The organism is Aeromicrobium terrae (assembly GCF_008039565.1).
GTDB classification, from domain to species: Bacteria; Actinomycetota; Actinomycetes; order Propionibacteriales; family Nocardioidaceae; genus Aeromicrobium; species Aeromicrobium terrae.
Window position 1 is genome coordinate 25,838 of sequence record NZ_VDUX01000006.1, and the last position, 20,991, is coordinate 46,828.

The 20,991-nt window shown below is 70.7% G+C and carries 19 protein-coding genes; 10 read left to right on the forward strand and 9 right to left on the reverse strand.

All coding sequences use genetic code 11. From position 1 onward, the window contains the following. Window positions 1–22: 22 nt before the first annotated feature. The 3 genes from FHP06_RS12435 to FHP06_RS12445 all read right to left on the reverse strand — a co-directional run bounded on the left by FHP06_RS12435 (window position 23) and on the right by FHP06_RS12445 (window position 4,123). Window positions 23–1,420, reverse strand: coding sequence for a phytoene desaturase family protein (locus FHP06_RS12435; RefSeq protein WP_147687116.1), 1,398 nt, complete (start codon window positions 1,418–1,420; stop codon window positions 23–25). 73 nt (window positions 1,421–1,493) lie between these two features. Then, a complete protein-coding gene (locus tag FHP06_RS12440) occupies window positions 1,494–2,264 on the reverse strand; it encodes a hypothetical protein (protein ID WP_147687117.1) in 771 nt (256 codons plus the stop codon). A gap of 125 nt (window positions 2,265–2,389) precedes the next feature. After that, on the reverse strand, window positions 2,390–4,123 hold the full coding sequence (locus FHP06_RS12445) for a DUF3556 domain-containing protein (protein WP_147687118.1): 1,734 nt from the start codon (window positions 4,121–4,123) through the stop codon (window positions 2,390–2,392). Window positions 4,124–4,141: 18 nt separating this feature from the next. On the opposite strand from FHP06_RS12445, the gene FHP06_RS12450 reads away from it, so the two are divergent. Further along, the gene (locus FHP06_RS12450) at window positions 4,142–4,930 is read left to right on the forward strand and encodes a deoxyribonuclease IV (protein ID WP_147687119.1); all 789 of its coding nucleotides are present in this window, start codon (window positions 4,142–4,144) and stop codon (window positions 4,928–4,930) included. Here FHP06_RS12450 and FHP06_RS12455 read toward each other — a convergent pair. Both FHP06_RS12455 and FHP06_RS12460 read right to left on the reverse strand, forming a co-directional pair. Next, window positions 4,927–5,952, reverse strand: a complete 1,026-nt coding sequence (locus tag FHP06_RS12455) for an NAD-dependent epimerase/dehydratase family protein (protein WP_147687120.1) — start codon at window positions 5,950–5,952, stop codon at window positions 4,927–4,929. The genes FHP06_RS12450 and FHP06_RS12455 overlap by 4 nt on opposite strands. Next, the gene (locus FHP06_RS12460; protein ID WP_147687121.1) at window positions 5,952–7,169 is read right to left on the reverse strand and encodes a nucleotide sugar dehydrogenase; all 1,218 of its coding nucleotides are present in this window, start codon (window positions 7,167–7,169) and stop codon (window positions 5,952–5,954) included. The genes FHP06_RS12455 and FHP06_RS12460 overlap by 1 nt, the downstream gene beginning before the upstream one ends. Before the next feature lie 48 nt (window positions 7,170–7,217). Between FHP06_RS12460 and FHP06_RS12465 the strand changes: the two genes are divergently transcribed. From FHP06_RS12465 to FHP06_RS12480, 4 genes are all read left to right on the forward strand, one after another. Then, window positions 7,218–8,282, forward strand: coding sequence for a glycosyltransferase (locus FHP06_RS12465; protein WP_147687122.1), 1,065 nt, complete (start codon window positions 7,218–7,220; stop codon window positions 8,280–8,282). A 93-nt stretch (window positions 8,283–8,375) separates the two neighbouring features. Next, a complete protein-coding gene (locus FHP06_RS12470; RefSeq protein WP_147687123.1) occupies window positions 8,376–9,767 on the forward strand; it encodes an FAD-dependent oxidoreductase in 1,392 nt (463 codons plus the stop codon). Between the two features lie 9 nt (window positions 9,768–9,776). After that, window positions 9,777–10,646 carry a dihydropteroate synthase gene (folP, locus tag FHP06_RS12475; RefSeq protein ID WP_230973506.1) on the forward strand — a complete coding sequence of 290 codons (870 nt, stop codon included), beginning with the start codon at window positions 9,777–9,779 and terminating at the stop codon, window positions 10,644–10,646. Continuing rightward, the gene (locus FHP06_RS12480) at window positions 10,639–11,532 is read left to right on the forward strand and encodes a glucosyl-3-phosphoglycerate synthase (RefSeq protein ID WP_147687124.1); all 894 of its coding nucleotides are present in this window, start codon (window positions 10,639–10,641) and stop codon (window positions 11,530–11,532) included. The genes folP and FHP06_RS12480 overlap by 8 nt, the downstream gene beginning before the upstream one ends. On the opposite strand, the gene FHP06_RS12485 is transcribed toward FHP06_RS12480, so the two are convergent. Beyond that, a complete protein-coding gene (locus FHP06_RS12485) occupies window positions 11,529–12,554 on the reverse strand; it encodes a 2-oxoacid:ferredoxin oxidoreductase subunit beta (RefSeq protein ID WP_147687125.1) in 1,026 nt (341 codons plus the stop codon). The genes FHP06_RS12480 and FHP06_RS12485 overlap by 4 nt on opposite strands. Further along, window positions 12,551–14,446, reverse strand: a complete 1,896-nt coding sequence (locus FHP06_RS12490; protein WP_147687126.1) for a 2-oxoacid:acceptor oxidoreductase subunit alpha — start codon at window positions 14,444–14,446, stop codon at window positions 12,551–12,553. The genes FHP06_RS12485 and FHP06_RS12490 overlap by 4 nt, the downstream gene beginning before the upstream one ends. 34 nt (window positions 14,447–14,480) lie before the next feature. Between FHP06_RS12490 and FHP06_RS12495 the strand changes: the two genes are divergently transcribed. Then, window positions 14,481–15,611, forward strand: a complete 1,131-nt coding sequence (locus FHP06_RS12495; protein WP_147687127.1) for an acyl-CoA dehydrogenase family protein — start codon at window positions 14,481–14,483, stop codon at window positions 15,609–15,611. Here the strand turns inward: FHP06_RS12495 and FHP06_RS12500 are convergent. After that, a complete protein-coding gene (locus FHP06_RS12500) occupies window positions 15,608–16,027 on the reverse strand; it encodes a hypothetical protein (RefSeq protein ID WP_147687128.1) in 420 nt (139 codons plus the stop codon). The genes FHP06_RS12495 and FHP06_RS12500 overlap by 4 nt on opposite strands. 62 nt (window positions 16,028–16,089) lie before the next feature. Between FHP06_RS12500 and FHP06_RS12505 the strand changes: the two genes are divergently transcribed. Genes FHP06_RS12505 through FHP06_RS12520 form a run of 4 tightly spaced genes read left to right on the forward strand, consistent with a single transcriptional unit; the run spans window position 16,090 to window position 20,256 of the window. After that, on the forward strand, window positions 16,090–16,668 hold the full coding sequence (locus FHP06_RS12505; protein WP_147687129.1) for a GNAT family N-acetyltransferase: 579 nt from the start codon (window positions 16,090–16,092) through the stop codon (window positions 16,666–16,668). 39 nt (window positions 16,669–16,707) lie between these two features. Next, the gene (locus FHP06_RS12510) at window positions 16,708–18,240 is read left to right on the forward strand and encodes an AMP-binding protein (protein ID WP_147687130.1); all 1,533 of its coding nucleotides are present in this window, start codon (window positions 16,708–16,710) and stop codon (window positions 18,238–18,240) included. A 54-nt stretch (window positions 18,241–18,294) separates the two neighbouring features. Then, the gene (locus tag FHP06_RS12515; protein ID WP_147687131.1) at window positions 18,295–19,755 is read left to right on the forward strand and encodes an adenylate/guanylate cyclase domain-containing protein; all 1,461 of its coding nucleotides are present in this window, start codon (window positions 18,295–18,297) and stop codon (window positions 19,753–19,755) included. 15 nt (window positions 19,756–19,770) lie between these two features. Then, the gene (locus FHP06_RS12520; RefSeq protein ID WP_147687132.1) at window positions 19,771–20,256 is read left to right on the forward strand and encodes a YbaK/EbsC family protein; all 486 of its coding nucleotides are present in this window, start codon (window positions 19,771–19,773) and stop codon (window positions 20,254–20,256) included. Here the strand turns inward: FHP06_RS12520 and FHP06_RS12525 are convergent. Then, window positions 20,249–20,938 carry a TetR/AcrR family transcriptional regulator gene (locus FHP06_RS12525; RefSeq protein WP_147687133.1) on the reverse strand — a complete coding sequence of 230 codons (690 nt, stop codon included), beginning with the start codon at window positions 20,936–20,938 and terminating at the stop codon, window positions 20,249–20,251. The two genes, FHP06_RS12520 and FHP06_RS12525, sit on opposite strands and share 8 nt — an antisense overlap. Window positions 20,939–20,991: the final 53 nt, after the last annotated feature.

Sequence of the window (20,991 nt, forward strand, 5' to 3'; positions counted from 1 at the left end):
GGGGGGTAAGGCTTGGCTTACCTTATAGCGAACGCAGGACCGACTGCGCAGCGCGGTACCCACCCATGCCGTGCACCCCGCCCCCGGGCGGGGTCGAGGCCGAGCAGAGGAACAGTCCGTCGGCCAGCCAGTACGGGTTGTGCGTGACCCGTGGGCGGAAGACGGTCTGCAGCGGCGTGCCGGCGCCGCCGGTGATGTCGCCGCCGATGTAGTTGGCGTTCTCGGCGTACGCCTCGGCCGGGTTGCGCGTGGAGATCGCGACGATGCGGTCGCGGACGCCGGGTGCGAATCGCTCGATCTGCCGGATCACGTGCTCGGTCGCGTCGCCGGTGTAGCCGTGCGGCACGTGCGCGTACGACCAGACCGGGTGGACGTCGCCGACCGACCGCGACGGGTCGGCGAGGTACTGCTGGCAGACGAGCACGAACGGCCGCTCCGGCATGCGCCCGGCGACGGCGTCGCTGTCGGCCGCCACGATCTCCTCGATCGTGCCGCCCGCGTGCACCGTCCCCGCGCGCCGCGCGACCTCGTTCGTCCACGGGATGCCGCCCTCGACCGCGAGGTCGACCTTGTACGCGGCCGGGCCGTGCTTCCACCGCCGCAGCGGCCTCGCCACGCGTCGCGGCAAGCGGTGGCCGGCCAGCGACAGGACCTGGTCCGGGGACGTGTCGAACACGACGACGTCGGCCTCGGGCAGCTCGGTGACCCGGTGGCCGGTCTCGATCCGGCCACCCGCTTCGCGCAGCACCGCCTCGAGCGCGCGGGCAATGGCTGCGGACCCGCCGACGGCGACCGGCCAGCCGTAGGCGTGGCCGAAGACGCCGAACATCATCCCGAGCGCACCGGTGGTGGGCCGGTCCAGCGGGGAGATCGCGTGCGCTGCCAGGCCGGCGAACAGCCCGCGCGCCTCGTCGGTCTCCCAGCGCCGGGCGATCCAGGTGGCCGGCTGCAGCGCGCGCAGGCCGAACCGGGCCATGCCGATCGGGTGCCGCGGGATGCTGACGATCGGGCCGAACAGGTCGCCGACGAGCTGATCGGCCTGGGCCACGAGCGGCTCGTACAGCTTCCGCCAGGCCTCGCCGTCGACGCCGAGCCCGTCGGCCGTGCGCCCGACGTCCCGGTACATCGCGCCCGCGCGGCCGCCGTCGAGCGGGTGCGCGGCCTCGACGTCGGTCCACGCCCACTCCAGGCCGTACCGCTCCAGCCCCAGCGTCTGGAAGTACGGCGACGCGATGGCGGTCGGGTGCGCGGCCGAGCAGACGTCGTGCAGCAGCCCGGGGACCGTGAGCTCGGCCGACCGCATGCCGCCGCCGATCTCGTCGTTCGCCTCCAGCACCGTGACGTCAAGCCCGGCTTGGGCGAGCGCGATCGCGCACGCCAGCCCGTTGGGGCCGGAGCCGATCACGACGGCGGTGGTCATGCAGACACCGTAGTGCCGCACACGACGGCGCCCCACCGCGGACGATGGGGCGCCGTGCGTTGGTGCTGGACGGTCAGGAGCCGTCGGTGCCGATCAGGCCGCCGTCACCGCCGGATCCGAACCCGTCGGCGTCGCCACCGTTGCCGATGACCGCACCGCCGTCACCGCCATTGCCGATGAAGCCTCCGCCGTCACCGCCGTTGCCGATCAGGCCGGTGGAGTCGCCACCGTCGCCGATCACCCCGACGCTTCCGCCGTTGCCGAGGACGGCTCCGCCCTCGCCGCCGCTGCCGACCGTGTAGCTGTCGCCGCCGTTGCCGATCAGGCCGGCGTCGCCACCGTCGCCGGCGATGACGTCGCCGCCGCCGCCGATCAGGCCGCCGTCGCCACCGGTGCCGACGAGCGCGCCGCCGCCGAAGCCGAGCACGTCGCCGCCGTCACCGCCGGCGAGCGCGCTGTCGCCACCCTTGCCGATCAGGCCGGCGTCGCCGCCCGCGGTACCACCGTTGCCGCCGCTGCCGATCAGGCCGCCGTCACCGCCGGTGCCGAGGGCCGAGCTGCCGCCCTTGCCGAGCAGCAGGCCGGCGTCGCCACCGTCTCCGGTCGCGCTGCTCGTGCCGTTGCTGATCAGGCTCTTGACGAGCGTCTGCAGGAAGTTCGCGGACAGCTGGACGTCATCCGACGGGGCCGCCGACGGGCTTGCGGCCGGTCCGGCGAAGATCGCCGCGAGGCCGAGGACGCCGCTGCCGGCGAGGAGACCACCCTTGGTCGTGGCGGAGGCGATGTGCTCCTTGGTGGCGGACGGCCGCTTGTGGGCTCCACCCTTGATCTTCTTGTGATTCATGTGCAGGGGACCTTTCGGGAGTGGTGACCCGTCCCCCGCAACGGCTCACAAGGCACAACTGGGAGTAGATGCATGCTGCCACGATTTCAACGATCTCGCGCCCCTAAGGTGACGCGGCCGGCGCGCTACCGCGCGGAGTCGTCGGTCCGTGCAACCACCCGGAACGGCAGGCTCCCGTCCCAGGGCTGCCGGCTGATCATCTCGGCGACGTCGACCTCGCCGGACTCGATCAGGCCGGTCGCGGCGTCGTGGATCCGGTACTGCTGCACCGGCCGCCCCATGGGCGGCGACTCCATCATGATCACCCGCAGGTCGCCGGGCGCGAACCCGCAGCGCTCCTGGACGGCGGCGAGGAGCGCCTCGTGGTGCAGGTGCCCGTCGCCGAAGTTCCAGCCAATCGCCGATCCGGCCACCATCTCGCCGTCGAGGACCAGCCGGTCCTCGTGGTCGTCGGCGGCGTGCGGGTACAGGCCCGCCATCGCGCGCCCGTGCGGGTGCAAGCCGCGCCAGGCGCCGAGCTTGCCCATCATCAGGTCCACGGCCTCCGGCGGGTACAGCCGCGCGAGCTGGCGCTGCGGGAGCTGGGCCGCCTTGGCGATCTTCTGCGCGTAGACCTCCTCGGCCTCCGGCCGGAACAGCCAGACCGACGTCGCCCAGGTGCCCGCGTAGTAGCGCATCGACGGCAGGAACGACCACTGGTCCGGACGCACGTTGCCCCAGGCCACGGCGGCCACGATCAGCGCGAGCAGCCCGTAGACGAGGAGCGGCTGGGTGACGTCGCCGAACCCGTAGTCGGAGTACTCGCCGAACAGCACCCAGGCGCCGAACATCATCATCACGTTCCACTCCAGCGGGACGCCCATCGGAATCGCGCTGAGGATGTTGAGGTGGAAGAGCGTGATGACCAGCAGGGCCACGAGGGTCAACCAGCCGCCGGTCGACAGCAGCAGCACGAGGGGGATGCCGAACTCGACGACCGTTCCTGCGTGCGCGACGAACCGTGCGTACGGCGACGGCGTGACGTCCTCCTTCACGTCGCGCCACAGGAACGGCTTGAGGAACGGCGGCACGAGCGGCGAGTTCGCCAGCATCGTGGCGACGACGTACGGGAAGTGGTCATTGAGCTTCGACGTCGCGGCACCCCACCAGATGGCGACCATGATCAGCTTCGCCGCGACGATCATGTCGACGAACGGGAAGAAGAAGACCAGCAGCGTCACCCAGTAGTGCTCCGCGCGGGCGGCCAGGAAGATCGTCTTGTCGCGCAGGCCGAGCAGGGGCAGCAGGACTGCGAGCGGCACGAGTCGGTGCGGCTCGAGGATCGCGAACCCGTCGCCGTTCAAGCCCGTCACCAGGCGGTCGGCAGGGGCGAGCAGCGCGTAGAGCGCCGCGGCGATCACGCCCAGGTAGAGCACCACGTCGACGATCGTCCGCCGCGAGCCGCGGGTGAGGGGAACGCGGTCCGGCCACGGAGGCAGCCGGATGGTGCCGGGCCGGAGCCAGTACAGGAACGTCCCGATCGGCGGCAGGAACCGCAGCGTCAGCGGCCCGAAGCCGCAGCCGAAGCCGAGGACCTCGAACATCAGCGTCCAGAGGATGACCTTCTGGAAGACGACCGGCTGGTTCCACCAGTCCGACAGGTCGCCCAGACCGCCGATGCCCGGCGTCGACGCGGCGAACAGCAGCCCGCCGAGCATGTAGAGCCCGATCTTCAGGACGTAGAGCAGGTACACGGCGTACGGGGTGCCGAAGCCGTTGGTGGCCCAGTGCTGCTGGAGGGCCTTGGTGCGCTCGGCGCGCGGCTTGGCGCGCCACTCCTCGACGTCGAGGTCCGGCAGGTTCGGTGAGACGAGACCCATAGAGGGAGACTAGCGATCATGATCACCATCGGAGCCCACGTCGACCAGGTCGATCCGATCGCCGAGGCCGCGGCCCGCGACGTCGCGCTGGTCCAGTTCTTCCTCGGCAACCCGCAGGGCTACAAGGGGCCGGAGGTGAAGTACGCCGGCGGCGCCGAGCAGCTCAAGGCCGACGCCGAGAAGGCCGGCGTCGACCTCTACGTCCACGCGCCGTACCTCGTGAACGTGGCCACCACCAACAACCGCATCCGCATCCCGTCGCGCAAGCTGCTGCAGAAGCACGTCGACGGTGCGGCCGAGATCGGCGCCAAGGGCCTGATCGTGCACGGCGGTCACCTGGAGGCCGGCGAGGACCCCGCCATCGGCTTCGACAACTGGCGCAAGGCCATCGAGGCCACCGACCTCAAGGTCCCCGTGCTGATCGAGAACACCGCGGGTGGTGACAACGCCATGACGCGCTACCTCGACCGCATCGCCGGCGTCTTCGACGCCATCTCGTCGGCGTCGGGCTCCGAGAACGTCGGGTTCTGCCTGGACACCTGCCACGCGCATGCCGGCGGCAACGCGTTGGAGACCATCGTCGACGACGTCAAGAAGATCACGGGCCGCATCGACCTCGTGCACTGCAACGACAGCCGCGACGCCTTCGACTCCGGCGCCGACCGCCACACCAACCTCGGCCAGGGCCACGTCGACCCCGATCTGCTCACCGCGATCGTCCGCGACGCCGGTGCCCCGGTCATCCTCGAGACACCCGGCGACGGTCATCTGGACGACATCGCCTGGCTGCAGGATCGGCTCGGCTAGAGCAGATCCTTCTCGAGGGCGTCCTCGATCCACGGGATCAGCTCGTCGAGCATCTCGTCGAGCGTCACCTTGGCCTCGAACCCGATCAGGTCACGTGCCTTGTCGACCGACGGGATGCGCTTCTGGACGTCGTGCTCGAACGGGTCGTCGTGCGCGACGCGCAAGGGCTCGTCCGGGCCCTTGATCTTGCGCCAGACCGCCTCGGCCAGCTCGAGCACCGTGGTGGGCGTGGGCGTGGAGATGTTGAAGTCCTCGTTCGTGGCGGCCTCGTGCTCCATCGTCGCGATGATGCCGGCGGCGAGGTCGGAGCCGTGCGTGTAGCAGCGCACCTGGCTGCCGTCTCCGAGGATGTGCAGCGGATCCTGACCCTTGAGCAGCTTCTGGATCAGGTCGGGCACGACGTGGCTCAGCGCGAGCTTGACGTTGCCGGACTCCTCCGCGACGTCGCCAAGCGCGCGGGTCTCGCCGACGCCGACGGCGTTGAACGGCCGGACGATCGTGTACGGCAGCTTGTACTGCTGCCACGCGGCGCGGGCCCAGTACTCGACGGCCAGCTTCTGGAAGCCGTAGCTCGAGCCGGGCGGCGGGATGGTCAGCTCGTCGCCCTCGACGGACGGCCACCGGTCCGTGGACCCGTACGCCATCGAGCTGGACAGGTACGTGACCTTCTTGAGCTGACCCTTCGGGAACACCTTGATCGCCGCGTCGCACGACGACGCGATGATGCGCTCGTTGATCGCCATCAGGTCGTACGCGTGGGCGTGGAAGTACGAGATGCCGCCGATCATCGCCGCGGCGGCGATGAGGTGGTCGCAGCCGTCGAGCAGCTCGACCATCAGGTCGGTGTCGCGGGCGTCGCCCTCCACGAAGTGGTAGTTCGGGTGGTCGTCGTACGAGCGCTGCACCGGCCCGTACTTGCTGAAGTTGTCGATCCCGACGACGTCCCAGCCCTTGGCCAGCATGGCCTCGACGAGGTAGCCACCGATGAAACCGGCGGACCCGGTCATGAGCACCTTGGGCATCAGATGCGAACTCCCTGCTCGAAGAGGTTCCACACGTCGGCGACCGGTGCGGAGATGTCGAGGCCACGGTAGTCGGGGTGCGGCGTCGCGATGATGACGAGGTCGGCCTTCTCGAGCACCTCGTCGAGCGGGCGCAGCTCCGGGTCCGTGGTGACGTACGGGTCGGTGGTGAGCACCTCGCCCGCCTTGAAGGTGAGGATGCGCTTGAGCTTGTAGGACAGGCTCTCGCGGGTGTCGTCGGAGCCACCCTTGAACGCCATGCCGAGGATCGCGACCGTCATCGTGGACAGGTCGTACTTCTCCTCCAGCCGGCTGACGACGTGCAGCGGCAGGCCCTCGTTGACGAGCATCGCGGCGTGGCCGAGCGCGAAGTTGTTGTCGTTGAACGCGCCCAGCTGCATCGTGTCCTTGAACAGGCACGGGCCGGCGGCGAAGCCGGCGCGCGGCATGTGCTTGGCGCGGTCGTAGTCCTGCGTGATGGCTCGGCGGATCTCCTCGAAGTCGAGGCCGCGCTCGTTGGCCATCATGTAGAACTGGTTGACCGTGGCGAACTGGATGTAGCGGTAGACGTTCGTGAACAGCTTCGCCAGCTCCGCCTCCTCCGGGCCCGTGTAGACGAGCTTGTCGGCGAGCACGCCGAACAGCTCGGTGGCGCGGGCCTTGGCGGACTCGGTGCGGGTGCCGATGATCTGCGGGAGCGAGTACAGCTCCTCCATCGCGTGTCCCTCGAGGATGCGCTCGGGACAGAACGCGACGTCGACGTCGATCCCGCCCTCGGCGAACTTGCGCTCGATCAGCGCGGTGACGCCCGGGTACACGGTGCTGCGCAGCACGACGAGCTGACCGTCGCGGAAGTGCTCGAAGCAGGCGGAGAGCGCGCGGGGCAGCGAGTTGGGGTCGGGGTTCAGGTGCTCGTCGACCGGGGTGCCAATGACCACGATGACGTGGCGGGCGCTGCCGACGACGGAGGCGTCCGTGCTGGCGACCAGGCGGCCGGCGTCGACGGCCTCACGCAACGCCTCCTCGGCGCCGGGCTCGTCGAACGGCATCGTGCCGTCGTTGACGGTCTTCACGGTGAGCTCGTTCAGGTCGTACGCGGCCACGTTCTGGCCCTCCTTGGCGAACGCGATCGCCAACGGAAGACCCACACGGCCGCAGCCGCCGACGACGACGACGTCGCGCTCGAACGCAGGAGAATCAGCAGAGGGGGAAGTCACCCGGACACTCTAGATGGAGCCGGTCAGTCCGCGGGTAGGGTTCCGCGCATGCACATCGTCTTCGACGCGTTCGGCATCAAGCCGGGCAGCGGTTCGATCGTCATCGGCAACATGGTGCAGGGGTGGTCGGAGCTCCCGCACGGCGACCGGATCACCGTCCTCACCGAGGGTGAGTCGCCGTTCCCGCTGCCGCCGGGCGTCGAGCTCCAGTCCGTCGAGTCGCCCGTCTCGGGCAAGCTCGGCACCGCCTGGCGCCGCTCGTTCGGGCTGCGCCGGAAGACGAAGGCCATCGGCGCCGACGCCGTCGTCTGCGCGGTCACCGCGAGCGCGCTCGCCGGCACGAAGGCGAAGCGCGCCGTCGTCGTCCACGACCTCCGCCACGAGCTGCGCCCGGCCCAGTTCAGCCGTCAGTCCCGCGCCGTGCGGGCCGTCACCTGGGGCTGGTCGCTGCGCACCGCCGACGCGGTCTTCACCATCACCGGCCGCACGCAGGACGACCTCGAGAAGTCCCGCCCGTGGCTCAAGGGCCGCACCACGGTCGCGTACTACGGCGCCGACCACGTCGACACCTGGGGCGAGCCGAAGCCGGAGTCCCCGCCGTGGGCGGTGGCGTTCGGCCAGACGTCCAACAAGAACGTGCACGAGGTGCTGCACGGCTGGGCTCTGTTCTGCGAGAAGAACGACGACATGACGCTGCGTCTCGTCGCCATGAGCAAGGCCGACCGCGAGGTCTGCACCGCGCTGGTCGCCGAGCTCGGCATCCAGGACCGCGTCGAGCTGATGCCGTTCCTCGAGGACAAGGAGTTCCAGCGCTGCTTCACCGGCGCCAGCCTGGTGATCTTCCCGTCCGACTTCGAAGGCTTCGGCCTCCCGGCCATCGAGGCCCTGCGACTCCGCGTCCCTGTGGTCATCTCCACGGACCCGGCCGTCGTGGAGATCAGCGGCGGTCACGCCACCATCGCCCACGACATCCGGCCCGAGACGCTGGCGGCCGCGATGCACGAGGCCCTGGAGCGCACCCCCGAGCAGCTGGACGCCGGTCGCGAGTACACCGAGTCGTTCAAGTGGTCGAAGATGGCGCAGACCATCCGCGACGGCATCCTCGCCTCCTGAGTGTGACCTGATTCACATCACCGCAGGTCAGGCACGGTCCACATGGTGGAACGTGTTCTAGTTCGTTTGTCAGGGCCCCCTAAGTTTGAGCCCATGAGCAGACAGCTGCGCGTCGCCGTCGTGGGCGCCGGTCCGGCCGGCATCTACGCCGCGGACATCCTCACCAAGTCCGAGCTCCCCGAGGGCGTCGAGAGCGTCACTGTCGACCTCATCGAGCGCGACCCCACGCCGTTCGGGCTCATCCGCTACGGCGTGGCACCGGACCACCCGCGCATCAAGGAGATCGTCAAGGCGCTCAAGCGTGTGCTGTCGAACCCGGACATCCGGTTCTTCGGCAACGTCTCCTACGGCGACGACCTCAAGCTCGACCACCTGCGCCAGTTCTACGACGCGGTCGTCTTCGCCACCGGAGCGCGCCGCGACCGCGAGCTCGACATCCCCGGCATCGACCTCAAGGGCTCGTTCGGCGCCGCCGACTTCGTGTCCTGGTACGACGGCCACCCCGACGTCGACCGCGAGTGGCCGTTCGAGCCGGACGCGGAGACCGTCGCCGTCCTCGGCGTCGGCAACGTCGGCCTCGACGTCGCCCGCATCCTCGCGAAGACCGCCGAGGAGCTGCTCGTCACCGAGATCCCGGACAACGTCGCCGACGGCCTGCGCCGCAACGCCACCAAGGACGTCCACGTGTTCGCGCGCCGCGGCCCGGCCCAGGTGAAGTTCACGCCGATGGAGCTGCGCGAGCTCAGCCACTCCCCCAGCATCGACGTCATCGTGCACCCGGAGGGCTTCGAGCTCGACGAGGGCTCGATGGACGCCATCCGCGCGGCCAAGAGCCAGAAGCTCGTCGTCGACGTGCTGCAGAACTACCTGGCCAAGGAGCCGAGCGGCGCGCCGCACCGGATCCACATCCACTTCTGCCAGAGCCCGGTCGAGATCCTCGGCGAGGACGGCCGCGTCGTCGCCCTGCGCACCGAGGTCACCGAGCTCGACGGCACCGGCAACGTCCGCGGCACCGGTGAGCACGTCGACTGGCCGGTGCAGGCGGTCTACCGCGCCGTCGGCTACTACTCCGACAACCTCGCCGGCCTGCCGTTCGACCTCGCCGGCGGCGTGGTGCCCAACGACGGTGGTCGCGTCATCGACATCGACGGCTCGCCGCTCCCCGGCGCGTACGTCACCGGGTGGATCAAGCGCGGCCCGGTCGGCCTGATCGGGCACACCAAGTCCGACGCCGCCCAGACCGTCGAGCTGCTGCTCAGCGACGTCGCCCTTCGACAGGCTCAGGGAACGTGGGAAGAGCTGGAGCAGCCGGCCCGCGAGGCGGTCGACGCGTACTTCGCCGAGCGCGGCCTCGAGGTCACCACGTGGGAGGGCTGGGAGAAGCTCGACGAGCACGAGATCGCGCTGGGCGCGGCGCACGAGCACAGCCGCGAGCGCGTGAAGGTTGTCGACCGGAACGACATGGTGCGGATCGCCCGATCGTAGGATTCAGGGGTGCCGACCGACCTGACGTTCCGTGGGCGCCGGGTCGTGCGCGACCGGGCGCTGGTCATGGCGATCGTCAACCGCACGCCGGACTCGTTCTACGACAAGGGCGCCACGTTCGAGCCCACCGTCGCCCTGGAGGCCGTCCGCCGAGCCGTCGGTGACGGGGCGGACATCATCGACGTCGGCGGCGTGAAGGCCGGCCCCGGCGACGTGGTCGATCCCACGGAGGAATCACTCCGCACGGTGCCGTTCATCGAGCGCGTGCGCGGCGAGTTCCCCGACGTGGTCATCAGCATCGACACCTGGCGGGCCGAGGTCGGCCGCCAGTGCCTCGCCGTGGGCGCGGACATCGTCAACGACACCTGGCAGGGCGCCGACCCCGAGCTCGTCGACGTCGCGGCCGAGGCCGGTGCGGGCTACGTCTGCTCGCACACCGGCGGGGCCGAGCCGCGCACCCGGCCGCACCGGGTGGCGTACGACGACGTGGTGGCCGACGTGATCGCCGAGACGACCCGGGCGGCGGAGGCGGCGGTCGACCGCGGCGTCCCGCGCGACGGCGTCCTCATCGACCCCACCCACGACTTCGGCAAGAACACCTGGCACGGCCTCGCGCTGCTGCGCCGCGTCGACGAGCTCGTCGCCACCGGGTGGCCGGTGCTGATGGCGCTCTCGCGCAAGGACTTCATCGGGGAGACGCTCGGACTGCCGCCCGACGAGCGCCTGGAGGGCACTCTCGCCGCCACGGCGCTGGCCGCCGCCGCGGGGTGCGCCGCGTTCCGCGCGCACGACGTCGTCGCCACCCGGCGCGTGCTGGAGATGACCGCCAGCATCACCGGCGACCGGACCCCCGCACGAACGGTGCGCGGCCTTGTCTAGCGAGGCAGCGGCCTGGTTCCGCCGCCGTACCCTGCCGAGCACCGATGACGCCGCCGCGGTGGCCGCACGACTCCGCGGCCGGCAGGTCAGCGTCGTGCTGCCCGCCCGCAACGAGGAGTCGACGATCGGCCAGATCGTCACCACGATTCGCGAGCAGCTCGTCGACGAGATCCCACTCGTGCACGAGATCATCGTGGTCGACTCCCGCTCCACCGACGCCACCACGATCCGCGCCGGGTCGTCGGGCGCGATCGTGCACCGCGTGCCGCGACACGGCCGCGACGGCGGCAAGGGCGAGGCGCTCCAGGCGGGTCTGTCCCGCATGACCGGCGACGTCGGGGTGTTCCTGGACTCCGACGTCCGGGCGTTCGACCCCGCGTACGTCGTGCGGCTCGTCGACGCCCTGATCAGCGATCCGTCGTTGGTCCTCGTCAAGGCGTTCTACGACCGGCCGTCGGACCAGGGCGGCGGCGGACGAGTCACCGAGCTGGTCGCGCGACCGCTGCTGCGCCGGCTCGCCCCGGAGCTGTCCGCGGTGGTCCAGCCGCTGGCCGGCGAGACCGCGTTCGTGCGCGGCCCGATGATGCGGCTGCCGTTCGTCTCCGGCTACGGCGTCGAGATCGGCATGCTGCTGCAGGTGCTCGCCGCGCACGGACTCGACGCGATCGGCCAGACCGACCTCGGCGTCCGCGAGCACTCCCACCAGGACCTCGCGGCGCTGGCGCGCATGGCGGTGCAGATCCAGTCCGCGTTCGCCCTCTGCACCGACGACGCTCCTGAGCCCGACGACACCCGGGTCACGTTCCGGCGCGACGGCGAGGGCGCCATGGAGATGCGCCGCGAGCGCGTCCCCACCTGGCTGCTGCCCCCGCTCACCGAGGACTAGGCGACCGTCCAGGTGTCGTGGCCGGCGAGGAGCGCGCCGAGCGCCGCCTTGGTGTCCGGCGTGTCCGCCCCAGCCGTCTCGAGCTGCTCGCGGGCGAGGTCGTCGTAGGTCGGGCGGTCCACCTGGCGGAAGATGCCGATCGGCGTCTGCTGCAGCACGCCCGCGCCGCTGAGCTGGGAGAGCGCGAAGGCCGTGCTCGGGTCGGCGAGGCCGACCCGGTGCACGAGCAGCGCGTCCTCCCCGACGTCGTCGACGTCGACCACGCGCACGCCGCCCTCGGGGTCGCGGACCACGCCGCGACGCCCGTCGGTGCCGAAGCGGATGGGCTCACCCTCGACCAGCGGGATGATCGCGTCGTCCTTCGTGTCCGGCTTCTTGACCGCGTCGAAGGCGCCGTCGTTGAAGATCGGGCAGTTCTGCAGGATCTCCACGAGCGCGGTGCCCCGGTGCGCGGCGGCCGCCGAGAGCACCGACGTCAGGTGCTTGCGGTCGGAGTCGACGGTGCGGGCGACGAACGTGGCCTCCGCGCCGAGCGCCAGCGTGACCGGGTTGAACGGGTGGTCGACCGACCCCATGGGCGTCGACTTGGTGACCTTGCCGGGCTCCGACGTGGGCGAGTACTGGCCCTTGGTGAGTCCGTAGATGCGGTTGTTGAACAGCAGGATCGTCATGTTCACGTTGCGGCGCATCGCGTGGATCAGGTGGTTGCCGCCGATCGACAGCGCGTCACCGTCACCCGTCACGACCCAGACGGAGAGGTCGCTCCGCGTGGTGGCGAGCCCGGTGGCGATGGCCGGCGCGCGGCCGTGGATGGAGTGCATGCCGTACGTGTCGAGGTAGTACGGGAAGCGAGCGGCGCAGCCGATGCCGGAGATGAACACGATGTTCTCGCGGCGCAGGCCGAGGTCGGGCAGGAATCCCTGGACGGCCTTGAGGATGGCGTAGTCGCCGCAGCCGGGGCACCAGCGGACCTCCTGGTCGCTGGAGAAGTCCTTCGCGGTGAGCTCGAGCTCGATCGTCATCGGGTCTCCTTCTCGAGCGTCGTGATGACCTCGACCAGCTCGTCGACGTGCAGTGGCAACCCCCGCATGCGGTTGTGGCCGACGGCGTCGACCAGGTACTTCGCTCGCAGGAGCATGCGCAGCTGTCCGAGGTTCATCTCCGGCACGAGCACCCGGTCGTAGCGCTGCAGCACGTCGCCGAGGTCGGCCGGGAACGGGTTCAGGTGGCGCAGGTGCGCCTGCGCGACGGAGATGCCGGACGCGCGGACCGCTCGGCACGCCGCGCCGATCGGGCCGAAGCTCGAGCCCCAGCCGATGACGAGCACGCGGGCGTCGCCGTCGGGGTCGTCGACGAACGTGGGGCCGACGTCCTGGGCCACGCGGTCGACCTTCTCCTGCCGCAGCCGGACCATCAGGTCGTGGTTGTCGGGGTCGTAGGAGATGTCTCCCGACCCGTCGGCCTTCTCGAGCCCGCCGATGCGGTGCTCCAGGCCGGCGACGCCGGGCACGGCCCATGGACGGGCCAGCGTGGCCGCGTCGCGGGCGTACGGCTGGAACGGCCCGTCGCCGTTCTGCGGCGCGGTGGCGAACCGCGGCTCGATGGCGGGCAATGCCTCGACGTCGGGCACGAGCCACGGCTCGGAGCCGTTGGCGAGGTAGCCGTCGGAGAGCAGGATCACCGGCGTCCGGTAGGTGACGGCGATGCGCGCGGCCTCGAGCGCGGCGTCGAAGCAGTCGGCCGGTGACTGCGGCGCGACGATCGGCACCGGCGCCTCGCCGTTGCGGCCGAACATCGCCTGCAGCAGGTCGGCCTGCTCGGTCTTGGTGGGCAGGCCGGTGGACGGGCCGCCGCGCTGCACGCACACGACGACGAGCGGCAGCTCCAGCATCACCGCGAGGCCGATGGTCTCCGACTTCAGCGAGACGCCCGGACCCGACGTGGTGGTGAAGCCGAGAGCGCCGCCGAACGACGCCCCGAGGGCGGCGCCGATGCCGGCGATCTCGTCCTCGGCCTGGAACGTGGTGACGCCGAAGCGCTTGTGCTTGCTGAGCTCGTGCAGGATGTCCGACGCCGGGGTGATCGGGTAGCTGCCGAGGAACACCGGCAGGCCGGACGTCACGCCGGACGCGACGATCCCGTACGCCAGCGCGAGGTTGCCGGTGATGCTGCGGTACGTGCCGGTCCTCATCGGCGCGGGGCCGATCTCGTACCGGACGCCGAACGCCTCGGTGGTCTCGCCGAAGTTGTAGCCCGCCGTGAGGGCCGCGATGTTGGCGTCGCGCACGTCCGGCGCGGCCGCGAACCGTGCGGAGATGAACGCCGCGGTGGTGTCGGTCTCGCGGCCGTACATCCAGGACACGAGCCCGAGGGCGAACATGTTCTTCGACCGGGCGGCGTCCTTGCGGCCGAGGTCGAACTCCTCGACCGACGCGACGGTCATGCCGGTGAGGTCGATGGCGTGCACGACGTAGTCGTCGAGCGAGCCGTCCTCCAAGGGGTTGGAGGCGTAGCCGGCCTTGGAGAGGTTCCGGTCGGTGAAGTCATGGGTGTCGACGATGATCGTTCCACCGCGGCGGAGGTCGCCGAGGTTCACCTTCAGCGCCGCCGGGTTCATCGCCACCAGGACGTCGGGGGTGTCGCCGGGCGTGAGGATGTCGTGGTCGGCCAGGTGCAGCTGGAACGACGAGACGCCGGGGAGCGTGCCCTGCGGCGCGCGGATCTCGGCAGGGAAGTTCGGCAGCGTGGCGATGTCGTTCCCGAACACCGCCGACTCCTGGGTGAATCGGTCGCCGGTCAGCTGCATCCCGTCGCCGGAGTCTCCGGCAAATCGGATGACGACGCTCGCCAGCTCCTCGACGCCCGAGGAGGACTCGGTCGTGGTCACCTCTCCACTGTATGGGGCGCCGACCATACTGAGGGCGTAGATCGTCAGACAGGAGCGAAGGATGCCCGCCGACCGCCTCATGCCCACCGAGGAGGCGCAGGACCTGATCGACCTGACGCGCGCGATCGTCGACAAGGAGATCCGGCCGCGCGTCAACGACACCGAGGCTCGTTCCGCGTTCCCCCGGGAGCGGTTCCGGACGCTGGGCGCCGCGGGGCTGATGAGCCTCCCCTACCCGGAGGAGTACGGCGGCGGTGGTCAGCCGTACGAGGTGTACCTGCAGGCGCTGGAGGAGATCGCCTCCGGATCGGCCAGCATCGGCGTCGGGGTGAGCGTGCACGCGCTGTCGTGCTTCGGGCTGTTCACCGCGGGCACGGAGGAGCAGAAGCAGCGCTGGCTGCCGGAGATGCTGTCCGGTGAGCTGCTGGGCGCCTACTGCCTCTCGGAGCCGCACGCGGGCTCGGACCCGTCGGCGATGCGGACGACGGCCGTGCGGGACGGCAACGACTACGTCATCAACGGCGTCAAGGCCTGGACGACGCACGGCGGCAAGGCCGACTACTACAAGCTGATGGCCCGGGCCGAGGGCGGCATCACCTGCTTCCTCGTCCCGGCCGACGTGGACGGGCTCACCGCCGACAACCCCGAGCAGAAGATGGGTCTCACCGGTTCCACCACGGCGACGATGATGTTCGACGACGTGCGCATCCCGGCCGAGCGCCGCCTCGGCGAGGAGGGCCAAGGCCTGCAGATCGCCCTCGCGGCCCTCGACGCCGGCCGGCTCGGCATCGCGGCCGTCGCCACCGGGCTGGCGCAGCAGGCGCTCGAGGTCGCCGTCGCGTACGCCAAGGAGCGCGAGACGTTCGGCAAGCCCATCATCGAGCACCAGGGCTTGACGTTCGTGCTGGCCGACATGGCGGCCGCGGTCGAGTCGGGACGCGCGACGTACCTCGCCGCCGCACGGATGAAGGACGCCGGCCGGCCGTTCAGCCGGCAGGCCTCCATCGCCAAGCTGGTGTGCACCGACAACGCGATGAAGGTGACCACCGACGCCGTCCAGGTGCTCGGCGGAGCCGGCTACACCCGTGACTTCCCCGTGGAGCGCTACATGCGCGAGGCGAAGGTCATGCAGATCTTCGAGGGCACCAACCAGATCCAGCGGCTCGTCATCGGCCGCCACCTCGCGCGCTAGACCGGGTTCGCGAGCAGCTGTACCTGGCAGGGGCCGTCGGGCGCCGAGGCGGGGATCTTCAGCACCTTGACGGTCACCGACCCGCCGGCGTTGACGCGGCCGACGCTCTGGGTGCGGGCCGGTGACGCCTCCCCCTCGGCGGGACCGACGTGCACGGTGATCTGGTAGTCCTGCGCCTTCTTCGTGCCGTTCTTGACGACGGCGATCGCGTTCCAGCGGCCGTCGGCGTTCTTGGCGCACCGGAAGCTGGCGAGGTCCGCCGGGGCCGGCTTCCCAGTGACCTTCGAGGCCGCCGGCGACGGCGAGGCCGTCGTCCTCGTCGGGGTCGGGGTCGGCTCGGCGGTGTCGTCACCGCCGCCACCGCAGGCGCCGAGCACGACCACGAGCGAGAGGGCCGCGGCCGCCGGGATGCGCATGGATCCATCTTCACGCGCCGTCGCGCGCAGACCGACGAGACACGCGCGGCTAAGGTCCGATCATGACCACGACGCTCGCCGACCTCACCTGGCCGGTCCGCACCGAGCGCCTCGAGCTGCGGCCCGCCCGCGTCGAGGATGCCGAGGCGGTCTGGACGTACCGGCAGCTGCCGGAGGTCAGCCGCTGGACCGGCAGCTTCTCGCCCGAGCACGACGCCTGGGTGGAGTCGTTCTTCGGTGAGGAGCGGATCGACGATGCCCTCGTCGTCGAGCACGAGGGCCGCATCGTCGGTGACCTGATGGTGAAGCTCGAGGACGGCTGGGCCCAGCACGAGGTGAAGGACCAGGTGGCGAAGTGCCAGGCCGAGCTCGGCTGGACGTTCGACCCCGCGGTCGGCGGCCGCGGACTGGCCACCGAGGCGGTGCGCGCCCTGTTCGGCATCTGCTTCGACGGCCTCGGCCTGCGCCGCGTCATCGCCCTGTGCTTCGCCGACAACGAGCCGTCGTGGCGGCTGATGGAGCGCGTCGGCATGCGCCGCGAGCAGCACAACGTCAACGAGTCCCTGCACGCCGAGCTCGGCTGGCGCGACGGCTTCGGCTACGCCCTGCTAGCCGACGAGTGGCGTGCGTCCTCCGGGTGACCGGGTGCAGGATGGAAGGAACCATCCAGGGAGGGTCTGATGTTCTTTCCGCTCACCATCCGTGACTTCCTCGATCGCGCCGAGACGGTCTACCCGGACCGGGTGGCGGTGGTCGACGAGCCGGACCAGCCGGCCGACTCCTGGGGCGAGATCACGTACGCCGAGCTCGCCCGTCGCGCCAGGTCGCAGGCCGCGACGCTCGACGAGATGGGCGTCCCGGTGGGCGGACGCGTCGCGATCGTCTCGCAGAACTCCGCGCGCTTCCTGACGTCGTTCTTCGGGGTCAGCGGCTGGGGCCGCATCCTGGTGCCGGTCAACTTCCGGCTGTCCGTGCCCGAGGTGCGGTACATCGTGGAGCACTCCGGCGCCGAGGTGCTGATGGTGGACCCCGCGCTGAAGCACCTGATCGACGAGGTGGAGTGCGAGCGCTCGTTCGTCCTCGGCCAGGACGACGACAAAATCTGGTCCTCCTCGGCCGACCCGCAGCCGTGGGACGGCGACGAGAGCGCCACGGCGACGATCAACTACACGTCAGGCACCACGGCCCGACCCAAGGGCGTCCAGCTGACGCACCGCAACAACTGGCTCAACGCCGTGGTGTTCGGCTGGCAGGCGTCGGTCGACGACCGCGACGTGTACCTGCACACGCTGCCGATGTTCCACGCCAACGGCTGGGGAATGCCGTTCGCGGCCACCGCCATGGGTGCGAAGCACGTCGTCCTCCGCCAGGTCGACGGCACCGAGATCCTCCGCAGAATCGACCAGCACGGCGTCACCTACCTCTGCGCAGCACCGGCCGTCGTCGCGGCCGCGCTCGAGGGCGCCAAGACGTGGGCCGGCGAGATCCCCGGCCGCGACCGCGTGCGCATCATCGTCGCCGGCGCCCCGCCGCCCACCCGCACGATCGAGCGCGTCCGCGAGGAGCTCGGCTGGGAGTTCATCCAGATCTACGGGCTCACCGAGACGTCGCCGCTGCTCACGATGAGCCGCATGCGCGCGGAGTGGGACGACCTCGACCCGCACGAGCAGGCTCGTCTCCTGGGCCGCGCAGGCGCCCCGGCCGTCGGGGTGCGCATCACGGTCGACGACGAGGGTGAGGTGCTGGCGCAGAGCAACCACAACCTCGAGGCGTACTGGGAGAACCCGGAGGCCACCGCCGAGGCGCAGGCGGACAACTGGTTCCACACCGGCGACGGCGGCACGTTCGAGGACGGCTACGTCTCGATCTCCGACCGCAAGAAGGACGTCATCATCTCCGGCGGCGAGAACGTCTCGTCGATCGAGGTCGAGGACGCCCTGATGTCGCACCCGGCCGTCACGGAGGTCGCCGTCATCGGCATCCCCGACGAGAAGTGGGGCGAGCTCGTCACCGCGCTCGTCGTGCTCGACCCCGAGGCTGGCCAGGTCACCGAGGCCGAGCTCATCGCCCACTGCCGGGAGAACCTCGCGGGCTACAAGTGCCCGAAGCGCGTCGAGTTCCGGGAGGAGCTGGCACGCACGGCCACCGGCAAGCTGCAGAAGTTCAAGCTGCGCGAGACGTTCTGGAAGGACAGCGAGCGCCAGGTCAACTGAGGCGAGTGCCGCAAACGACGGCTCGACCCGAGTTCCGGTTCTACCCTGGGATTCATGGACTTCGGTGAGACGAAGTACGCGCACGCGGGCGAGGTCGACGTCGCCTACCGCGTGTTCGGCGACGGGCCGATGAACCTCGTCGTCGTGCCCGGGATCTTCTCCCACCTCGACCTGTTCTTCACGTTCGACCTGTTCTGCGACTTCATGGAGCGCTTCGCCGCCTTCGGTCGCGTCGTGACCTTCGACAAGCGCGGCACCGGCCTCTCCGACCCGACTCCCGGGGCGGCGCAGCTCGACGCACGGATGGACGACATCCGCGCCGTCATGGACGCCGTCGGGATGGACCGCGCAGCCATCATCGGGATCTCCGAGGGCGGTCCCCTCTCCCTGCTGTTCGCCGCCACCTACCCCGAGCGGACCAACGCCGTCGTGGTGTGCGGATCGTTCGGCCACGTCGAGCCCGGGTCCGAGATGATGCGGATGCTCGAGGACGGGTCGCAGGTGTGGGGCACCGGACAGGTCTCGATCGAGCTGTCCCCCGGGCTGCGACGGTCCAGCGCGCTGCTCCGGCGCTCCCTCGGCTTCCTGGAGCGCGCGTCCGCCAGCCCGCACATGGCGCGATCCCTGGTGGACTTCGTCAAGAACATCGACATCCGGCCGGTGCTCCCGTCGGTGCAGGCGCCCGTGCTCGCGGTGCACCGTGCCGAGGAGGCGATCCCCCTCGAGTACGCCCGCGAGATCGCCGACGGGGTCCCCGACGGCCGTCTCGTGGTGCTGGAGGGCGACGACCACCTGCCGTGGGTGGGCAACACGACCGCCTACGTCAACGCGATCGAGGAGTTCCTCACCGGCAGCAGGCACGAGGTGGAGCCGGAACGCGGGCTGTCGACGGTGCTCTTCACCGACATCGTGTCGTCGACCAGTCAGAACGCCCAGCTGGGCGACGACGCCTGGCGGCGGCTGCTCGACCAGCACAACACCTTGGTGCGGGAGGCGCTCGACACCCACCGAGGCCGCGAGATCAAGACGATCGGGGACGGCTTCCTGTCCACGTTCGACGGACCCGCCCGGGCGCTCCGCTGCGCGAAGTCGATCGTCGACGAGGTCGGCGAGCTGGGGATCGCGGTCCGCGCCGGAGTCCACACCGGCGAGGTGGAGCTCTACCCCGACGGCGACATCGGCGGCATGGCCGTGAATCTCGGCGCCCGCATCGGCGCGGCTGCCGGCGGGGGCGAGGTGCTCGTGTCGTCGACCATCAAGGATCTGGTGTTCGGCTCCGGCTTCCGATTCGTCCCGCGCGGGGAGCACGAGCTGAAGGGCGTGCCGGGCACGTGGCCGTTGTTCGCGCTCGAGGGCGAGGGCGTCGACCCGCAGCCGGTGGCCAGGTCCGTCGACGAGCACCTCGGCCCGCTCGACCGGACTCGGGTCCGGATGGCGCGGCGGAACCCGCGCACGACCCGGGCCATCTCGCGACTCATCATGCGCGGCGCCGACAAGTCCCTCTCGCAGTACTAGAGGTACGGTGCCTCCGTGAGCGAGCACCCGTCCATCTCCCACTTCCGCGCCGTTCTCAAGGAGCGGGGCGGCACCGGGCGGATCGTCGTCCTCCCGGACTCCGTCCACACGGCCGCGCTCGCGGCCGAGGCCGTGGGGTGCGAGGTCGGCGCGATCGCGAACAGCCTGGTCTTCGTCGGCGTCCAGCACGACGGCGAGGACGTGCCGGTCCTGATCCTCACGTCCGGCGGGCACCGCGTCGACACCACGAAGGTCACGCGGACCATCGGCCTCGCGGCGCTCGAGCGGGCCACGCCCCAGTTCGTGCGCGAGCACACCGGCCAGGTGATCGGTGGCGTCTCCCCGATCGCTCACCCGCGCGAGATCCGCACGTACCTGGACCCGACCCTGCGTCAGTACGACGAGATCTGGGCCGCCGCCGGCCATCCCGCGGCGATCTTCTCCACCACCTACGACGAGCTGCTCGCCATGACCGGCGCCGAGGAGATCGCGGTCAACTGAGGCCGACGAGGTCGGCGAGTGCGTCGACCTGGTGCTCGAAGAACGCGGCCGGGTCCGAGAACGTCCCCGGGCCGTACTGCCCGAAGACGTCGAACGAGACGGCCCCGAACAGCCCGGACCAGACGGCGAACCCCCGGCTCAGCAGGTCGGCGGGCATCGTGAGGGCGTACTCGCGCCGGATCGCGTCGAGGTCGCGGCGCACCGAGCGCGCGAGGCGCCGCGGCTCGTGCTCGACGTGCCCCTCCGCGAACGCGATCTCCAGGATCGCGATCAGCGACATGACCACGCGCGTCCCGGGCTCGGTGGTGCGCTCGGCGGGCGCGTCGTACCCAGGCACCGGCGTGCCGTAGAGCAGCGCGTACCGCGACGGTTCCCGTACCGCCCAGTCGCGCACCGCGGACGCCAGCGCGTGCAGCTGCGCCCGGGGCGCCGTGGGCGCGTCCGCCAGAGCGGCGTCGACCTCGTCGGCCATCTCGTCATAGGCGTCGATGATCAGCAGGGTGAGCAGCTCGTCGCGGCTGCGGACGTACCGGTAGACGGCCGAGGAGACGACCCCGAGCTCGCGAGCGACGGCGCGGAGCGACAGGTCCGCCGGACCGACGGAGGCGAGCTGCTCGCGGCCGATCCGGACGATGTCGCGCATGGTCTGCTCGCGCGCGAGCTGCCGCGGTGTCCCGGTCATGACCCGATCATGACACAAATGTGAGCACTGCTCTTGTTTTCCTGTCCCGGCCG